At 69.1% G+C, this 15424-nt stretch carries 16 protein-coding genes; 9 read left to right on the forward strand and 7 right to left on the reverse strand.

Features of this window, described 5'->3' with window-relative positions; all coding sequences use genetic code 11:
- Positions 1-124: 124 nt before the first annotated feature.
- The 3 genes from JQX13_RS19115 to JQX13_RS19125 form a co-directional block, all read right to left on the reverse strand.
- Complete coding sequence (locus tag JQX13_RS19115; protein WP_203410404.1) at positions 125-811, reverse strand: amino acid ABC transporter ATP-binding protein; 687 nt, start codon at positions 809-811, stop codon at positions 125-127.
- The gene (locus JQX13_RS19120) at positions 808-2265 is read right to left on the reverse strand and encodes an ABC transporter substrate-binding protein/permease (protein WP_239014877.1); all 1458 of its coding nucleotides are present in this window, start codon (positions 2263-2265) and stop codon (positions 808-810) included. Before JQX13_RS19120 ends, JQX13_RS19115 begins: the two co-directional genes overlap by 4 nt.
- Positions 2266-2391: 126 nt before the next feature.
- On the reverse strand, positions 2392-3372 hold the full coding sequence (locus JQX13_RS19125; RefSeq protein WP_239014878.1) for a lysylphosphatidylglycerol synthase transmembrane domain-containing protein: 981 nt from the start codon (positions 3370-3372) through the stop codon (positions 2392-2394).
- A 363-nt stretch (positions 3373-3735) separates the two neighbouring features.
- Here JQX13_RS19125 and JQX13_RS19130 point away from each other — a divergent pair, with 363 nt between their 5' ends.
- Positions 3736-4239 (forward strand): hypothetical protein, encoded by a 504-nt coding sequence (locus tag JQX13_RS19130; RefSeq protein WP_239014880.1) that lies wholly within the window; start codon positions 3736-3738, stop codon positions 4237-4239.
- Between the two features lie 18 nt (positions 4240-4257).
- On the opposite strand, the gene JQX13_RS19135 is transcribed toward JQX13_RS19130, so the two are convergent.
- Positions 4258-5079, reverse strand: a complete 822-nt coding sequence (locus JQX13_RS19135; protein WP_203410405.1) for an aldo/keto reductase — start codon at positions 5077-5079, stop codon at positions 4258-4260.
- Positions 5080-5161: 82 nt separating this feature from the next.
- Between JQX13_RS19135 and JQX13_RS19140 the strand changes: the two genes are divergently transcribed.
- On the forward strand, positions 5162-6331 hold the full coding sequence (locus JQX13_RS19140) for an LA_2272 family surface repeat-containing protein (protein WP_203410406.1): 1170 nt from the start codon (positions 5162-5164) through the stop codon (positions 6329-6331).
- Between the two features lie 211 nt (positions 6332-6542).
- Entirely contained in the window at positions 6543-7544 is a 1002-nt protein-coding gene (locus JQX13_RS19145) for a zinc-dependent alcohol dehydrogenase family protein (RefSeq protein WP_203410407.1), read from the forward strand.
- Here the strand turns inward: JQX13_RS19145 and JQX13_RS19150 are convergent.
- On the reverse strand, positions 7541-9484 hold the full coding sequence (locus JQX13_RS19150) for a lamin tail domain-containing protein (RefSeq protein ID WP_203410408.1): 1944 nt from the start codon (positions 9482-9484) through the stop codon (positions 7541-7543). The genes JQX13_RS19145 and JQX13_RS19150 overlap by 4 nt on opposite strands.
- A gap of 218 nt (positions 9485-9702) precedes the next feature.
- Between JQX13_RS19150 and JQX13_RS19155 the strand changes: the two genes are divergently transcribed.
- Positions 9703-10341 carry a TetR/AcrR family transcriptional regulator gene (locus JQX13_RS19155; protein ID WP_203410409.1) on the forward strand — a complete coding sequence of 213 codons (639 nt, stop codon included), beginning with the start codon at positions 9703-9705 and terminating at the stop codon, positions 10339-10341.
- The gene (locus JQX13_RS19160; protein WP_203410410.1) at positions 10338-11552 is read left to right on the forward strand and encodes an FAD-dependent monooxygenase; all 1215 of its coding nucleotides are present in this window, start codon (positions 10338-10340) and stop codon (positions 11550-11552) included. Before JQX13_RS19155 ends, JQX13_RS19160 begins: the two co-directional genes overlap by 4 nt.
- 2 nt (positions 11553-11554) lie before the next feature.
- On the opposite strand, the gene JQX13_RS19165 is transcribed toward JQX13_RS19160, so the two are convergent.
- Entirely contained in the window at positions 11555-11824 is a 270-nt protein-coding gene (locus JQX13_RS19165) for a hypothetical protein (protein WP_203410411.1), read from the reverse strand.
- Between the two features lie 145 nt (positions 11825-11969).
- Between JQX13_RS19165 and JQX13_RS19170 the strand changes: the two genes are divergently transcribed.
- From JQX13_RS19170 to JQX13_RS19185, 4 genes are all read left to right on the forward strand, one after another.
- The gene (locus tag JQX13_RS19170) at positions 11970-13169 is read left to right on the forward strand and encodes a lipase family alpha/beta hydrolase (RefSeq protein ID WP_203410412.1); all 1200 of its coding nucleotides are present in this window, start codon (positions 11970-11972) and stop codon (positions 13167-13169) included.
- 51 nt (positions 13170-13220) lie between these two features.
- Positions 13221-13745: a Wall-associated protein precursor gene (locus JQX13_RS19175; RefSeq protein WP_203410413.1), complete on the forward strand. Its 525-nt coding sequence runs from the start codon at positions 13221-13223 to the stop codon at positions 13743-13745.
- 136 nt (positions 13746-13881) lie between these two features.
- Positions 13882-14427, forward strand: coding sequence for a hypothetical protein (locus tag JQX13_RS54225; protein WP_239014883.1), 546 nt, complete (start codon positions 13882-13884; stop codon positions 14425-14427).
- Positions 14428-14450: 23 nt separating this feature from the next.
- Complete coding sequence (locus JQX13_RS19185; protein ID WP_203410414.1) at positions 14451-14876, forward strand: hypothetical protein; 426 nt, start codon at positions 14451-14453, stop codon at positions 14874-14876.
- 24 nt (positions 14877-14900) lie between these two features.
- Here the strand turns inward: JQX13_RS19185 and JQX13_RS54230 are convergent, their stop codons facing one another.
- A complete protein-coding gene (locus JQX13_RS54230; RefSeq protein WP_239015318.1) occupies positions 14901-15347 on the reverse strand; it encodes a M48 family metallopeptidase in 447 nt (148 codons plus the stop codon).
- Between the last annotated feature and the right edge of the window lie 77 nt (positions 15348-15424).

Raw genomic sequence — 15424 nt, forward strand, 5'->3', positions numbered from 1 at the left:
TCATTGAGTATGGGAGACCGGTGTTGCAACCACGCGAGTGACGCGGCCGGCTCGGGTGTGTCTCGTCTCCGAGCAGGAGACCATGCGCTGCCCGCGATAGTCCCCATGCGTCACCGTCTTCCAATCAGTCGTCGTGTACCTGGGCGAGCAGCCGGCGAGTGGCCTCGTGCCGGGGCGCGTCCAGCACCTGCTCTGGTGGGCCCTGCTCGACGAGATGACCGTGGTCCAGCACCATGACCCGCTCGGCGGCGCGTGCGAGCTGCACGTCGTGCGTCACCACGAGCTGGGTCATTCCCAGCGAGCCCACGCGGCGCAGCGTCTCGACCACTTCGCGGCGCAGGGAGGGATCCAACGCGCTCGTCGGCTCGTCATACAGGAGCACCGCGGGCTCCATGGCCAGGGCGCGAGCGATGGCCACGCGCTGCCGTTGCCCGCCCGAGAGCATCTCCGGGTAGGCATCCAGCCGCTGCCCCAGCCCCAGAGCCTCCAGGAGCCGGCGAGCCCGTGCCTCGGCCTCCTCCCGCGAGCGCCTGGCCACCAACCGCTGCGCCAGCGTGCAGTTTCCCAATGCGGTGAGGTGCGGAAACAGCTCGAAGGACTGGAACACCAGCCCCGCCTGCCCGCCCAGGTGGATGGAGCCCGAGTCCAGCCGCTCCAGGCCCACGATGCAGCGCAGCAGCGTGGACTTGCCCGAGCCACTCGGCCCGAGGATGGCCGCCAGCCGCCCCGTCTCCAGCGTGAAGGACACACCGTCCAGGGTGGCCGAGCCCGCGCCGGGGAAGCGCTTGCGCACGTCCTCGACGCGGATCATCGCGCCACCCCCTTGAGGTGCCGTCCGAGCCGGGCCTCCACGGTGCGCGCCAGGTGCGCGAAGGGCAGGCCGATCAGCAGGTAGATGAGGGCCACGAGGAGTCCCAGGCCCAGATGGTCGCGCATGGCGTTGGCCAGGTTGAGGTAGGTGCGCGTGAGCTCGGTGAGCGTCACCAGGGAAACGAGCGAGCTGTCCTTGAGCAGCGCGATGAAGTCATTCGTCATCGGCGGCAGGGAGACGCGCACGGCCTGGGGCATCACCACGTGGCGCAGCGTCTGCCACCGCGAGAGGCCGAGCACCTTGGCCGCCTCGTGCTGGCCCGCGGGCACGCTGGACAACCCGGCCCGGTAGTTCTCCGCCTCGGCCGCCGCGTAGTTGAGCCCGAGCGTCAGCACGCCCGCCGTCAGAGGCTCCAGGCTCAGGCCGAGCTGGGGCAGCCCGAAGTACACCAGCGTGAGCTGCACCAGCAGCGGGGTGCCGCGCACCACCTCGATGTAGGCCATGGCCAGCCAGCGCAGGGGCCCGGGGCCGTAGACGCGCGTCACCGCCAGCACCACGCCCGCCACCACCGCCAGCGCCATGGACAGCAGGGACACGCCCAGCGTCATCAACGCCCCGCGCGCGAACAGCATCAGCGTGCTCGGATAGCGCTCCCTCACCCGCTCGAGGAAGGGCGGAATCTTCCCCACCGAGGCCCGCCAGGCCTCGTACTGCTCCGGTACGCCCCGGGGGCTCGGGTTCGGGTCGCCCAGCAGCTCCGCCGTCTCCGCGTTCCACAGACCCCAGCGCTCGTAGAGGGTCCGCAGCGTGCCCTCGCGCCGCAGCTCCTCCAGGGCGGTGTCGATGGCCCGGCGCAGCTCCTCCTCGCCCTTGCGCACCGCCACCGCGTACCGCACCTCGCCGAAGGTGCCCGGCACCACCTCCAGCTCCGGATCGATGGCGCCGTAGTAGCGGGTGATGGGCTCGTCCAGCAGCACCGCGTCCGTGCGACCCAGCTTCAGGTCCGCGTAGATTTCATCCTGGCCGCCCTCGTACGTCTTCACCAGGGCGCCCTCGCGGCGGAGGATGCGCTCGGCCAGCGAGCCCGGCAGGGTTCCCACCGGACGCCCCTTCACCTGGGCCAGCGAGTGCGGCGCGCGAGCGTCTCCCCGGCGGACCGTGAGGCGCTCGGCGGCGGTGTAATAGGGCCGCGAGAGATCGCAGACGCGCTTCTTCTCCTCGGCCACCTCGATGCCGTTGAGCGCCACGTCGAAGTCGCCGCGGGCCAGCAGCTCCAGCAGGGAGTCCCAGGGGCCGAGCACGGGCCTGGCGCGTACGCCCAGCTTTCCGGCGATCGCCTCGGCCAGGTCCACCTCGAAACCGATGAGGCGGTTGGGGTCCATCGGATCCTGGAAGACGTAGGGGGCGCCGCCCTGCGCGTCGGCACCCCACAACAACTCCCCGCGGGCCTTCACCGCCGCGAGACCGTCGGGCTCGGGGGCGGGAGGCTCCTGCGCGAAGCCAGGCAGACAGAAGAGGACGAGGCCGAGGAACAGGGCTCTGGTCAGTGCGGGCTCCCTGCGGGAACGGGGGGCGCGAGTCTAATCACCTTTCCGCGCGTCCGTCTTCCACACCAGCGGCGTGAGCGAGCCCACCAGCACGAAGAGCACCTGCACCACGTGGGCGAGCAGCGCGATGGACACGGCCTTGGCCGTGGTGGTGCCGAAGACCTGGGCCGACAGCGCGAAGGCTCCGTCGCTCACACCGAATTGTCCCGGCACCAGCGTGCCCACCGCCAGCGCCACCATGTTGAGCCCCTGGGCGACGAGCGCCTGCAACGAGCTCGTGTCGATGCCCACCGCCACCGCCAGGGTGCCGTACTGCACCACCTGCAGCACGCGGCCGAGGAAGGTGGCCACGATGGGCCGGGCCGGTAGCAGCCCGTCGCCGCGAGCCGACTCCTGGAAGGTCTCCGTGTGCGTGGCGATGCGGTGGAAGCGGCGCTTCAACCACGCCCCGAGCTTCTGTGCCCGCATGCCCGCGCGCATTCCCATGCCCACGAGCACCAGCGCCACCGTGTGCACCCCGAGCGCCAGTGTCAGCCACGAGGTCCCCGTCAACAGGTACGCCGCGAGCGCGCACGGAATGGAGATGAGGCCACCCGACACCAGCGAGGCCGCCTGTGACGTGGCCGCCGCCGCCGCCGCCGTGGCACCTCCCGTGTAGCGGCTGACCAGTGCCGCCTTCATCGCCTCGCCCGCGGTCCGCCCCGCGGGCGCCAGGGTGGACACCGGGGTGCTGATGAGCTGCGCGCGGAGCAGGGAGCGGAAGGGGACCTCCTCGGCCCGGCTGCCATACGCCACCCACGTGCCCACCGCGTCCAGTGCGAGGCGGGCCGCCTCGAGCAGGAGCACCAGGGGCAGCCAGGGGGCCGCTCGGGACAGGACCTTCCCCAGTTCCTCGGTCCCCACGTCCCGCACGAGCAGGACGAGCACGCCCAGGCCCACCACCGCGAACGCCGGGCGTAGCATCGCCAGGAGCCTCGCCCGTGTGGGCTTGCGCATCGCCAGGGGGATGCTCACGGTGGGCGCGCTTCCCGTCGGTCTCGCCAGGGGGATTGCCGGGGGCCCATTCAGGCTCAGTTCCTGTCGCTCGCTGCCCACCATCCGCCTCCTTCCGCCGCGTGAGCGGCGGTGTCCGTGAAGGTGGTCAGTGCCCCGCCATCTGGCGAGCACGGGCGCTGCTCGCTCTGTTGGCTGCCGGGGAGCTCCCCGGCGCGCGTTCACCGGCGGACAGGGGCGTTGTACGGCGGTCCAAGGGGGGGCCGCTCTTGCGCGTTGCAAGGGGGAACCCCCTGGAGAAGGAACGTGATAGGGGGGCACCCGCCCTGACCGCGGGAAGTCCCCGGGAGTGGATGGCGGGCCGGACGTGGCCCGAGGAGATGGATGGCGATGCTGAAGACGGCGATGAACGATTGGGCCCTGAAGGCAATCCAGCTGGAGACGGCGCTGATGGCGCTGGACGAGGTGGGGCTGCCCGCGAGCATGAAGGGACTGCAGGACAAGGCCGAGCAGGCCATGAGGGAGCTGGTGCGGGGCTGGCTCGCGCAGAAGCCCAAGGCCGACGAGCGCACGTGGAAGGTGGAGCCGGCCAAGGAGGGGGGCACGCCCCAGGACGAGGAGCTCGCCGAGGTGGTGTCCGAGATGAAGGAGGAGGGCGTGGAGTGGAGTGTCTACCGGGCCACCAGCGACAAGGGCGAAACGGTGGAGACGCTCGTCTCGGGAGATCGCGCGTGGATGGCGGCCGGTGGCGAGTACTACGTGGGCCAGTGGGACGAGGAGACGCAGCAGCTCGACGTGGGCCGTGACGACGAGGAGGGCGAGCTGGGCACCGGCCTCGTCCTCACGCTCAAGGGCGAGCTCGTCTACGAGTCCCAGCTCGAGGACTGAGCACCAGCTCGCGCGCGGCTACAGGCCGAGCAGCTCCACCATGCGGGCCCGGGTCTTCGTGTCGGGCAGGCGCCCGGTGCCCGCGCGGAGGTTGTCCTCGAGGTGGCGCGGGTTGCTGGTGGCGGGAATGGGACACGTCACCGCCGGGTGTCCCAGGATGTACTTGAGGAAGAACTCCGCCCAGCTCTTGCAGTCGAAGTCGGCGGCCCAGGGCGGCAGCGACCTGCCCTTCACCCGGCGGAAGAGCTCTCCGCTCTCGAAGGGGCGCATCACCAGCACCGCGGTGCCGTGCTCGGCGGCCGCAGGCAGCAGCCGCTCCTCCGCGTCGCGCATGGCGATGGAGTAGGGCAACTGAACGAAGTCCAGCGACTCCTCGCGGATGAGCTTCTCCAGGTCGTCGAAGGCACCGCGCAGGTAGTGGGTGACGCCGAGGTAGCGGATGCGCCCGGCCTTCTTCCACTCGCGCAGGGTGGCCAGGTGGGTGCGCACGTCCACGAGGTTGTGCACCTGCATCAGATCCAACTGCCCGTGGCCCATCTTGCGCAGCGAATCACGCATCTGCTCCACGCCGGCCTCGCGGCCACTGGTCCACACCTTGGTGGCGAGGAAGGGTGTGCGCTCCTCGCCGAGCTCCCGGAGCAGGTCCCCCACCACCGTCTCCGCCCGGCCGTACATGGGCGAGGAGTCGATGACCCGGGCTCCGGCCGCGAGGAAGCGCTTCAACACCTCCTTCTGGTCCTTGCGGTCGCCAGGGGAGGGCCCCACGTCGAATGTCTGCCAGGTCCCGAGCCCGATGACGGGCAGCTTCTCACCGCTCTTCGGAATGGTGCGCGTCAGCATGCACCCGAAAGTAGCAGGTGACACCTCCGCGTCACCCGGGTGTTCCAGTCGCCGAAAGGTTCATTACAAAGAGGGTTCCGCGATGAATCGCACGGTCTCGGTGTATGCAGGTGTCATGGCGGCGATGGTGTCGTTCTCCGCGGGTGCCCAGGAGCCGGCCCCCGAGGCCCCCCTGCCGCCCGCCCCGGCCGAGGTCTACAAGCCCGTCAACCTCTCCATCCTGAGCGGTCTCAGCACCAACGGGTTCTCGAGCGGTAACGTGGTGAACAGTCTCTCGCTCGGCCTGCTCACCACGAATGCGGGGCGGGTGGACGGCCTGGCCATGGCCATGGTGGGCAACTGGATGGAGCGGGAGTCGAGCGGGGCCGCGCTGGCGATGGTCGCCAACTACGCTGGCCAGGTGAAGGGCGTGCAGATGGCGCTGGGCGTGAACGTGGCGGGTGGCTCCATGCGGGGCTGGCAGACGTCGCTGGGCGCCAACGTGGCCGCTGGGGAGATGGTGGGCGCGCAGCTCTCCACGGGTGTCAACATCGCGGCGGGAGAGACCCGGGGGCTCCAGGCCGCGGTGGGACTCAACATCGCCCAGGACATGGTGGGCGTGCAGACGTCGCCGGGCCTGAGCATCGCGAGCCGCCTCGAGGGGGCCCAGATTTCCATCCTCAACATCGGTGGGGACGTGAGCGGCGCGCAGGTGGGCATCATCAACGTCGCGCGGCGGATGAAGGGGCTGCAGCTCGGCCTCCTCAACGTGGCGGGCGAGGCGGAGGGCGCCAATATCGGCATCCTGAGCTTCGTGGGCAACGGCCAGCACCACGTGCAGGCCTGGGTGAGTGAGATGGCCATGGCGAACGTGGCGCTGAAGCTCGGCGGCAAGTACTTTCACACGCTGCTGACCGTGGGCATGCGGCCCCCCCACGCTGGCGAGCCGCGCCTCTGGGCGACGGGTCTCGGCTTCGGCGGCCATATCCCCGTCGGTCTCTTCTTCGTCGACCTGGACGCGCTGGCCAGCTCCATGCGCGAGGGCTCGTTCATCGACTCCGGCCACAACCTGCTAGGCCAATTGCGTCTGGTGGCCGGCTTCCAGCCGTTCAAGCACTTCGCCATCTTCGGCGGCGTGACGGCCAACACCCTCGTCACCTGGCAGGGCGAGGCTCCGTCGGGAACGGACCGCTTCAAGCAGGGCCGGATCTACTACTCGGATGACGTCCGCGTGCAGGTGTGGCCGGGGCTCGTCGCCGGCATTCAGATCTGAGCCGCGAGAGGCTTTCCGAGCGCCTCTCCTCCTGACGGCCCGGCGGCCGGGCATTCCCCGAGGGGGGGTGGTGCCCGGCCGGAGCGTACCTAGGTTCTAGATGCGTGCCCGGCACGGACGAGAGTGGGTTTCCGGTGCGGGTCGGGGTGGGTGTGCCGGATGGATGGGTGTGGGGTAGGTGAGCCCGTGCCGGACGCGCTCCTCTTGAATCATGCGAGCCATGGTGCTTCACGCTCCGGGTCTGCCGCTCCGGTTGGAGGAGAGGCCGATTCCCGAGCCGGGTCCCGAGCAACTCCTGCTGAAGGTGCATGCGTGCGCGGTGTGCCGCACGGACCTGCACGTGATGGATGGGGAGCTGACGCGCCCCCGGTTGCCGCTGGTGCTGGGGCACGAAATCGTCGGCACGGTGGTGAAGGCGGGTGAGCGGGCGGGCCTCCTCGGGCCGGGCACGCGGGTAGGCGTGCCCTGGCTGGGATGGAGTGACCGCACCTGCCGCTACTGTCTCTCGGGCCGGGAGAACCTCTGCGACAACGCGCGCTTCACCGGCTACCAGCTCGACGGGGGCTACGCCGAGTACGCCGTGGCGGACCACCGCTTCTGCTTCCCCATTCCCGAGGGCTACCCGAACCTGCAGGCCGCGCCGCTCCTGTGCGCGGGGCTCATCGGCTACCGCTGCCTGCGCATGGCCGGAGACGCCGAGCGGCTGGGGTTGTACGGCTTCGGCGCGGCGGCGCACGTCATCATCCAGGTGGCGCGCTACCAGGGGCGGCGGGTGTTCGGCTTCACGCGTCCGGGAGACGTGGACGCGCGGGACTTCGCGCTGCGGTTGGGGGCCGAGTGGGCGGGGGACTCGGACGTGCTGCCGCCCGAGCCATTGGACGCGGCCATCCTCTTCGCCCCCGTGGGGAGCCTGGTCCCCGCGGCTCTGGCCGCCGTGGAGAAGGGCGGCACGGTGGTGTGCGGGGGCATCCACATGAGCGACATCCCCGCCTTTCCCTACTCCCTGCTGTGGGGTGAGCGCACCGTGCGCTCCGTGGCGAACCTGACGCGGCAGGACGGGTTGGACTTCCTCGCGCTCGCACCCCGGGTGCCGGTGCGCACCGAGGTGCAACCCTTCCCGCTGGAGGCCGCCAACGAGGCGCTGGCGGCCCTGCGCGAGGGGCGGATCCGTGGCGCGGCGGTGCTGGAGATGAGCGCCACGGGGGCGGGCTAGAAGCCGACGCCGCTCACACGTGTCCCCGGCGACGCGCTCAGCGACGAGAGGCTCGTGTGGAGCACGAAGCTTCCCGTGGCGCTCGCGTCGGGGCTGCGGTTCATCGACACGCCGTCCTGGCTGGCCAGCGCGCTCGTGTAGGTGAACATGTCGATCGTCGTCGCGGTCCCGGTGGAAGAGGTCTTCACCGTCACCGTGTCGCCGCCGTTGTTGAGGCTGAGCGTGCCGGTGGACGCGACCACGGCGTTGGTCGTCCCCGCGGGAATCCCGCTCGCGCCGCCGAACACCACGATGGCCTTGCCCGCGCCGAGCACCGTCCCCGCCGCGAAGGTGTGCCGCACCGACGTGGCGTCCGACAGGGTCCAACCGCTGATGTCGATGGACGCGCCGCCCACGTTCACCAGCTCCACGAACTCGCCATTCGTGGAACTGCCGGGCTCGTTGGCCAGGATCTCATTGAGGATGACCTTCGCCGGGCTGTTGACCATGTTGATGGTGAAGGGGCCATCGCTCATGTCCCAGTCCGTGCCGAAGGCGTCCTTCACTCGCACCCGGGCCGTCGTGCTGGCCGTGGTCGGGACCGTCCAGGAATAGCTGCCCGTGGACGCGGCCACGCTGCTGGCGATCACCGTCCACGAGGCGCCGTTGTCGAGCGAGTACTCCAGCTTCACGTTGGAGATGTCCTGGGCCGTCCAGGTGATGTTCTGCGCCCTACCCCCCGCCCAGCTCTCGCCACCGTTGGGTTTGGTGACGGTGATGCCCGGCGCGGGCGTGCGCGCGGAGGCGCTGCTCGCGGTGGACTCGTTGCCCGCCGCGTCCACGGCCGTCACCAGGTACTCATACGAGGCGCCGGGCGTCAGGCCCAGGTCCGCGAAGCCCGGGGTGCTCGTGGTTCCGGCGGACGTGTAGGCGCCGCCGTTGACGCTCCGGTACACCCGGTAGCCCGTCACCTTCACGTTGTCCGTGGAGGCATTCCAGGACAGGTCGATCTCCGTGGAGGACACGGCGCTGGCCACCAGCGCGCCAGGCGCGGAGGGCGGCTGGAGATCCGGGCCCTTCGAGGCGTACGAGACGTTCACGCTGCCCTGCTTCACCACGAAGGTGCTCCCGTCCGCGGAGCTCAGCTCGATGTGGCCCCGGACCTTGTTCGTGGCCGGATCCTCCGTCAGCCAGATGTCCGAGGCGCGCGCCGTCAGCCGGTCCAGGCACTCCTGCGTCGGGTGGCCGTAGGTGTTGTCCTTGCCCACGGAGATGAAGGACACCGTGGGCTTCGTCACATCCAGGAACGAGTCGTTGGACGAGCTGCGCGAGCCGTGGTGGTGCACCTTGTACAGCTCGATCTCCCCCACGTCGTTGAGGAGGGTGGACTCGATGTCCGGGCTGCCGGTGAGGTCTCCTCCCACGAGGGCGTCGAACTCGCCATACGAAATCTTCACCGCCACGGATTTGGCGTTCTCGTCCGAGCTGGTGATGCCGTTGCCGTTGGCCGCCACGACGGTGAGCGTCACCTCGCCGCAGAGCGAGAACGTCTGTCCCCGGAGCGCCGTGAAGCGCCGGCCGCTGAAGTGGCTGACGTAGTCGTCATACGCGTTCGAGTTGTACGTACCCCCGTGGTCGTACACCGCGTCGATGGAGACCGCGTCCGTGCCCACGTCCACCTCGTCGATGCCGCCCATGTGGTCGGCATGCATGTGCGAGACGAAGACCATGTCGATGTTCGTCACCCCCAATGACTTCAGGTAGGCCTTGATGGTGGCTCCCGAGCCCGTGGGACCTCCATCGAACAGCGCCACGCAGCCCCCCGGCGCGATGAGCACCGCCGAGTCCCCCTGTCCGATGTCCAGGGTGGTGAAGCGCAGGCCCTGCGACCAGGCCAGCGTGGGCAACAAGGCGGTCAGCAGCAGCAGGGAACGGACAGCGGTCAGCGGGTGGGTGAGCATGGGCTCGCCTCCAGGGACAGGGACACCCGTCGTTATCTCAAGCCCTGGGAATCCAGCAAGGCGGTAGGTTTCGATTTAACTGGAAATTCAAGTTGCCTCGGACGCCTGCGTCCCCTTCCCAGCACGAGGACTTGCGCGGACCGGCCGTTCAGACTACCTGGTCCAACCAGAGGGTTCGTACTCCCGGTCTACCCCTGGTCCCCGAGGTGCCCGCCGCCATGCCCCGTCCGCGTTTCGAGAAGCTTCCGCCCGAGCGTCGCGTCCACATCCTGGAGGTGGCGGCGCGCGAGTTCGGCGCGCTCGGCTACGAGGGGGCGTCGCTCAACCGCATCCTGGAGAAGGCGGAGCTGAGCAAGGGGGCCGCCTACTACTACTTCGACGACAAGGCGGACCTGTTCCTCGCGGTGCTGCGGCACTGCTGGGAGCACCTGTCGGTCGAGGAGGCGCTACGGCCGGAGGTGCTGCGGGCCGACACCTTCTGGGAGCACCTGCGTGCCCTCTACCAGCGCCAGTTCATCCTCTTGCGCCAGAGCCCCTGGTTGATGGGCGTGGCGCGGGCCGTATGGACGCTGCCGCCGCACCTGCGCGAGAGCGGGCCGATGGCGGTCCTCATCGAGCGCGGCCAGGCCCTCATGCGTGGGTTGCTCGTGCGAGGCCGCGAGCTGGGCGTCATCCGCGAGGACGTGCCCGAGGCGTTGCTCGGCGCCTGGGTGCGCGCCCTCGACAGTGCGGGCGACCAGTGGCTGCTCGCGCACTGGGAGCAACTCGACGACGCGGCCATGCGGGAGCACGCGGAGCGTGTCGTGGACGCCATACGCCGGCTGCTCACGCCGGCCCAACCAGGAGGGAAGTCATGAAGCGGGTTCTCATCGTCGGAGCGGGACCGGCGGGCGCCGCCCTCGCCTACATTCTCGCGAGCCGGGGCGTGCCGGTGCACCTGTTGGAGCGCCAGCGGGACTTCTCTCGCGAGTTCCGCGGCGAGGGCTTCCAGCCGAGCGGCCAGGACGTGCTGCGCCAGATGGGGCTGGGCTCGCGCTTCGACGCGCTGCCGTCCGTGAGGATGGAGGCCGTCTCCGTGTGGCGGGGCTCGCGGAGGCTGCTGTCGGTGGACGTGCCCGAGCAGGCCCGCGACAACGTGGTACGCATCGTGAGCCAGCCGGCGCTGCTGGAGATGCTGGTGGAGGAGGCGGGACGCTTCCCCCACTTCCGCCTGGAGCGCGGCGTGGCGGTGCGGGACGTGGTGCGCGAGGGCGGGCGCGTGGTGGGCGTGCGCGTGGAGCGGGACGGGCACGAGGCGGAGCTGCGCGCGGACTTCGTCATCGGCACGGACGGGCGCAACTCGGTGCTGCGCCGCAAGGCGGACCTGCACGAGGAGCGCATGCCGCAGTCCTTCGACATCCTCTGGTGCAAGGTGCCCGTTCCCGCCTTCTGGCGGCCGGGCGAGGCGGAGATCCACGCCACCACCCAGGGCGGCCTGTGTCTGGCGTTTCCCTCCTATGACGGGATGCTGCAGCTCGGTTGGAGCATGCGGAAGGGGAAGTTCAAGCAGCTGCGCGGACAGGGCGTGGAGGCGTGGGTGGAGGAGCTGTCCCGGGCGGTGCGGCCGGAGCTGGGCGCGCACCTGCTTGCCCACCGGGGCGAGGTGAGCCACCCGTTCCTCCTGGATGCCATCTGCGATCGGCTCGTGCGCTGGACGGCACCGGGGCTGCTGCTCATCGGGGACGCGGCGCACCCCATGTCTCCGGTGGGGGGGCAGGGGGTGAACGTGGCCCTGCGCGACGCGCTCGTGGCGGCCAACCACCTGTTCCCCGTGCTCGCGGCGGAGGGCTCGCCCGAGGCACTGGATGCCGCCGCCGCGCGCGTGCAGGCCGAGCGGCTGCCCGAGGTCTCCGACATCCAGGCCATCCAGACGCGGCAGGCGCGCTTCCTCGTGGGCACGGGGCTGCTGCCGCGGTTGATGTTGGCGGTCCTGCCGCTGCTCGAGAAGCTGGGCGCCACGCGCAACTTCGCCGTGGGCGGAGACCGGCGCTTCCGCGGCGTGCTGCGCCCGTTGCGACTCGCGGTGTGAGGCTACTTCGTGTCGTCCTCGTCGGGCGAGAGGCGTGCCACCTGCTCCTCGCTGGCGGCCCAGGCGTCCTGGGCGTCACGGGCGTGCACCTCGGAGGCGGCCTCGTCGTCCTGCTTGCTCGTCCACGAGGAGTGACCACCGGCGAAGCCCTCGAGCGGACGCGGGCCGCGCTTCGCCTCCACCTCCAGGTCCTTGGCCTCCAGCTCGCGCAACCGCTCCCGCTCCTGTTCCCGCTCGCGCTGGTGCTGCTTCTCCAAAGGGTCGTTCGCCATCGGGCACCTCCTCTGCCCGAAAGTGCGAACGATGCGGGCGGGCGTCAGCGGGCGGTGACGGGTTTTCTGGGGCCCGTGTGCCTGGCTGCCTGGCCGAGCGACAGGAGTCTTGTGGGCCTGGGCCTTCCCCCGGAAGCTGCGCGCCATGAAGACACTCCATGGCTCGCGTTTCCTGTTGGTCCTGCTGGGGGCGGTTCTCGCCGGCTGCTCCGTCGCCCGCGTCACCGTGCCTCCGCCCATGGGAGACGAGGTCACGATTCTGGTTCCCGGCTACCGCGGCAGCTTCCTCGTCACCGAGGGCCCGGAGCCCGAGCGAGCCTGGCTCACGGTGGGACAGGCGCTCTCGCGAGGGGAGAAGACACTGGCGATTCCCTTCCCGGGGCAGCGGCCCGTGCCAACCTACGGCACCCTGCGGCCGGATGGACCGCTCACCGAGCTGTCGGCGCTCTTCGTGTCGGTGGACGCGTACCGCTCGTTCATGGAGTTTGGCCGGGACCACCTGCCGGGCTTCGTTCCGTTTTCCTATGACTGGCGGCGGGACATCCGCGAGAGCGCCGGAGCGCTGTGCGCGCGCATCGAGCAGCTCGTGGCGGAAGGGGGAGGGCGGCGCAAGGTGAACATCGTGGCCCACAGCATGGGCGGGCTGGTGACGATGCATTGCCTGCTGCACGGTGGAGCGCGGGCTGGCGAGAGGCCGTGGGCTGGAGCCGGGCACGTGAAGCGCGTGGTCATCATCGGCACGCCGTTTGGTGGGGGCCCGGGCATGTTCGATGACCTGCAGGTGGGCACGGAGACGATGCGCAACCGGGCGCTGATGGCACCCGAGGCGCTCTTCACCTTCGCCTCGGCCTTCCAGATGCTGCCCACGCGCAGCGACTTCTTCGTGGACGCGGAGGGCAGGCCGGTGGAGGTGGATGCCTTTGACCCGGCTGTCTGGCTGAAGGAGGGCTGGGGTCCCTTCGCGGACCCGGCGCTGCGCGAGGACGAGGCCTACCGCGCGCAGCTCGTGCGGATGCTGGACGCGCACCGGGAGTTCCGTGAGGCGCTCGCGCCACGGCCTGGGTTGCCTTCGCCTGCCTTCGAGACGCTCGTGGTGGTGGGAACGGGGCGGCCCTCGGTGAGCGGGATGCGGATGGTGGACGGGAAGCTCGACTTGAAGAACCCGCCGCGAGCGGATGGAGATGGCTCGGTGCAGTCGGCGCGAGCGCTGCCCGAGCTGCCCATTGCCTATCATCGCTTGGACAGCCCCGCCGAGCACGTGGCGCTCATGTCCGACCGTGACGTGCTCCACGCCGTGGAACGGTTCCTCCGAGGAGAGACGGTGGGGACGCTCCACCAGCCGTGATGCGGTAATTCAAGATTCGAATCGTTGCCCGGGAGGAGTCACCTGCTTGCGATGGTGCTGGTGCTGCTCGCCGGGATTCCGTGCGAGCCGTACGAGGGGTCGATCGTATGTCACTGCAAGGCGGGGATGGTCAGTGCATGCGTGGCACTGCGGGAGAGCAATCCGGAGCTGGCCAAGAAGGTGGACGCCGCGATTCAAGCGGCGAAGGTGCTGGAGGAGGCGGGCCGGAAAACGGAGGAGGCGTTCGATGCCGAGGCCCTGGCGTCCTCCGCTTCACCCGAGCCCCCTGAGTGCAAGGGGCAGGAGCACCACGTCATCTCCCGGCCCATCGCCAAGAGGTTGGAAAGTCATGAGACGCTGAGTGGTCGTTACAAGCCGCGCGACCCACGCTTCGTCGCCCGAGCCGTGGATGAGAAGGCCCATTGCGGTTATCAGGAGTGGCACCGCAAAGTGGATGATGAGGTCATCGCATGGCTTCGGCGATACCCCAAGGCGACAGTGGAGCAGTTCGAGTCATACCTCCGAGAGATTTACAGTAGGCCCGACATGCTCAAGAGGTTCCCCCATGGTTTCTGAACCCTCTACCTGCTCACGCTTTTTCGTCCTGGAGAAAGATGTCCTCGGGTCCCGTTACGATGCAGAGGTCGATGAGGTCGAGCCCCGTAACATTGGAAAAGCGCCCCGTTGCCCTCAGTGCGGCGAACCCATCGGGATGAGGCCATGGCTTCCTCCCTATCGTACCGAGTTGGTGCTGCACGGAGAGGAGCTCGGGGACTTCATCGAGGCTTCAGGGTACGACATCCTGGTGTCCGAGAGGTTCGCACAGGCCTTCCGGGAAGAGGGACTCACTGGGCTGGAGGGCTTCCATCCGGTGGAGGTTCTCCGGGTGCGTGGGAGGCGACGAGGCACCGGGCCCTCTCCTATTCCCCACTATCTGCTCGTCAGGCCGTGCTTCGGCCGCGCGGCGGTGGATCTTGCTCGCAGCCGTATTCGTTATGGAAAGTCCCCCACCTGCGATGAATGCCGTTGCGATGGCCTGGATGCCATCCACGGATTTTCTCTGGAGGCGGGCAGCTGGAGGGGAGAGGACATCTTCCACCCTCGGGGGCTGCAGGGCGTGCTGACCGTGTCCGAACGTTTCGAGCGCTTCGTGGCGCGGCACGGTTTCACCAACATGAGGCTGACGCTCAGTGAGGAATATGTGTGGAATCCACGGGGTCTCGAACCGTTGCCCACGACGAAGCCGGGTTCCGCGTGAAACGAACCGTTGGAGGGATGTCCATGAGACGGGTCTTCTCTGTCGTTACTTCTTTTTGTTTGATGACCCTGTCGGGTTGCTCGTTCTTCGGATATGGCTTGTACAAGAAGGCGGAGTGGGCACCTCCGGAAATGGCCGCCAGGGTGAAGTTCCCCAATTCATATGAGAAGGGTGCCCACCTCGAGGGACCCATGGTGGTAGCGCTGGCAGCGGCCATGAATGACTTCCTGCCACCTGGAACGGTACCTCGGAAGGGTGATGATCCCGTGGCGCGGTGCCTATCCCTTCGAGAGACGTTTCAAGTGTCTGTCTGGCAGCCGAACGACAACAACATCTTCTTCGTTCGTTTCACTCCAGACCTGTCGCGATGTGCCCCTGGTGCCATCATCACTGACGGAGGCGCGGAGTACGCCGTCGATGCTGAAGGACGTATTCTCGCCAGGAAGTGATGCGATTTGCCCCTCGTGCGGTCCCTACCAGACGAGCCGTGGTCCTTCTGTGCGCAGCCGCTCCCGTCTTGCTTCGTAATCCGGGAGCAGCCGCCCCAGCGCCGCCCAGAACTCCTTCCCGTGGTCGTCATGGACGAGATGGACGACCTCATGGGCCACCACGTAGTCCACGAGCCGCATCGGTGCCTGGATGATGCGCCAGTTGAAGCGCACCACCCCGGCACTGCAACTCCCCCAGCGCCGCTCCTGCTCGCGGACGAGCACCCGGGGCTCCGGTAGGCCCACCCTTTGAGCCCACCAGGTGGTTCGTTCGGTCAGGCGCTCTCGGGCGTGTTCCCGGTACCAACCGACGAACGCCTCCCGGATAGCCCCTGCCTGTACTTCTCTCGTGCGTGCCCCGGGGATGACGACCCGGAGCCGGCCGCGAGCGAGCCGCACCTCGGGGGCCGTACCTCCACGACGGACTTCCAACCGGTACTGCCTCCCCGAGGTACTCGTAGGCGCGCCCGAGCATGTCGGGTTCGGACAGCGCCGCGTTGCGCAGGTTC

The sequence above is a fragment of the Archangium violaceum genome (assembly GCF_016859125.1).
GTDB lineage: Bacteria > Myxococcota > Myxococcia > Myxococcales > Myxococcaceae > Archangium > Archangium violaceum_A.

What these genes read in the sequence shown, in the direction of transcription:
- JQX13_RS19185 (WP_203410414.1), top strand. Translation starts at nt 14,451, where the DNA reads ATGAGACGGGTCTTCTCTGTCGTTACTTCTTTTTGTTTGATGACCCTG.
- JQX13_RS19175 (WP_203410413.1), top strand. Translation starts at nt 13,221, where the DNA reads ATGGTGCTGGTGCTGCTCGCCGGGATTCCGTGCGAGCCGTACGAGGGG.
- JQX13_RS19160 (WP_203410410.1), top strand. Translation starts at nt 10,338, where the DNA reads ATGAAGCGGGTTCTCATCGTCGGAGCGGGACCGGCGGGCGCCGCCCTC.
- JQX13_RS19170 (WP_203410412.1), top strand. Translation starts at nt 11,970, where the DNA reads ATGAAGACACTCCATGGCTCGCGTTTCCTGTTGGTCCTGCTGGGGGCG.
- JQX13_RS19115 (WP_203410404.1), bottom strand. Translation starts at nt 811, where the DNA reads ATGATCCGCGTCGAGGACGTGCGCAAGCGCTTCCCCGGCGCGGGCTCG.
- JQX13_RS19165 (WP_203410411.1), bottom strand. Translation starts at nt 11,824, where the DNA reads ATGGCGAACGACCCTTTGGAGAAGCAGCACCAGCGCGAGCGGGAACAG.
- JQX13_RS19145 (WP_203410407.1), top strand. Translation starts at nt 6,543, where the DNA reads ATGCGAGCCATGGTGCTTCACGCTCCGGGTCTGCCGCTCCGGTTGGAG.
- JQX13_RS54225 (WP_239014883.1), top strand. Translation starts at nt 13,882, where the DNA reads ATGAGGCCATGGCTTCCTCCCTATCGTACCGAGTTGGTGCTGCACGGA.
- JQX13_RS19155 (WP_203410409.1), top strand. Translation starts at nt 9,703, where the DNA reads ATGCCCCGTCCGCGTTTCGAGAAGCTTCCGCCCGAGCGTCGCGTCCAC.
- JQX13_RS19150 (WP_203410408.1), bottom strand. Translation starts at nt 9,484, where the DNA reads ATGCTCACCCACCCGCTGACCGCTGTCCGTTCCCTGCTGCTGCTGACC.
- JQX13_RS19140 (WP_203410406.1), top strand. Translation starts at nt 5,162, where the DNA reads ATGAATCGCACGGTCTCGGTGTATGCAGGTGTCATGGCGGCGATGGTG.
- JQX13_RS19135 (WP_203410405.1), bottom strand. Translation starts at nt 5,079, where the DNA reads ATGCTGACGCGCACCATTCCGAAGAGCGGTGAGAAGCTGCCCGTCATC.
- JQX13_RS19130 (WP_239014880.1), top strand. Translation starts at nt 3,736, where the DNA reads ATGGCGATGCTGAAGACGGCGATGAACGATTGGGCCCTGAAGGCAATC.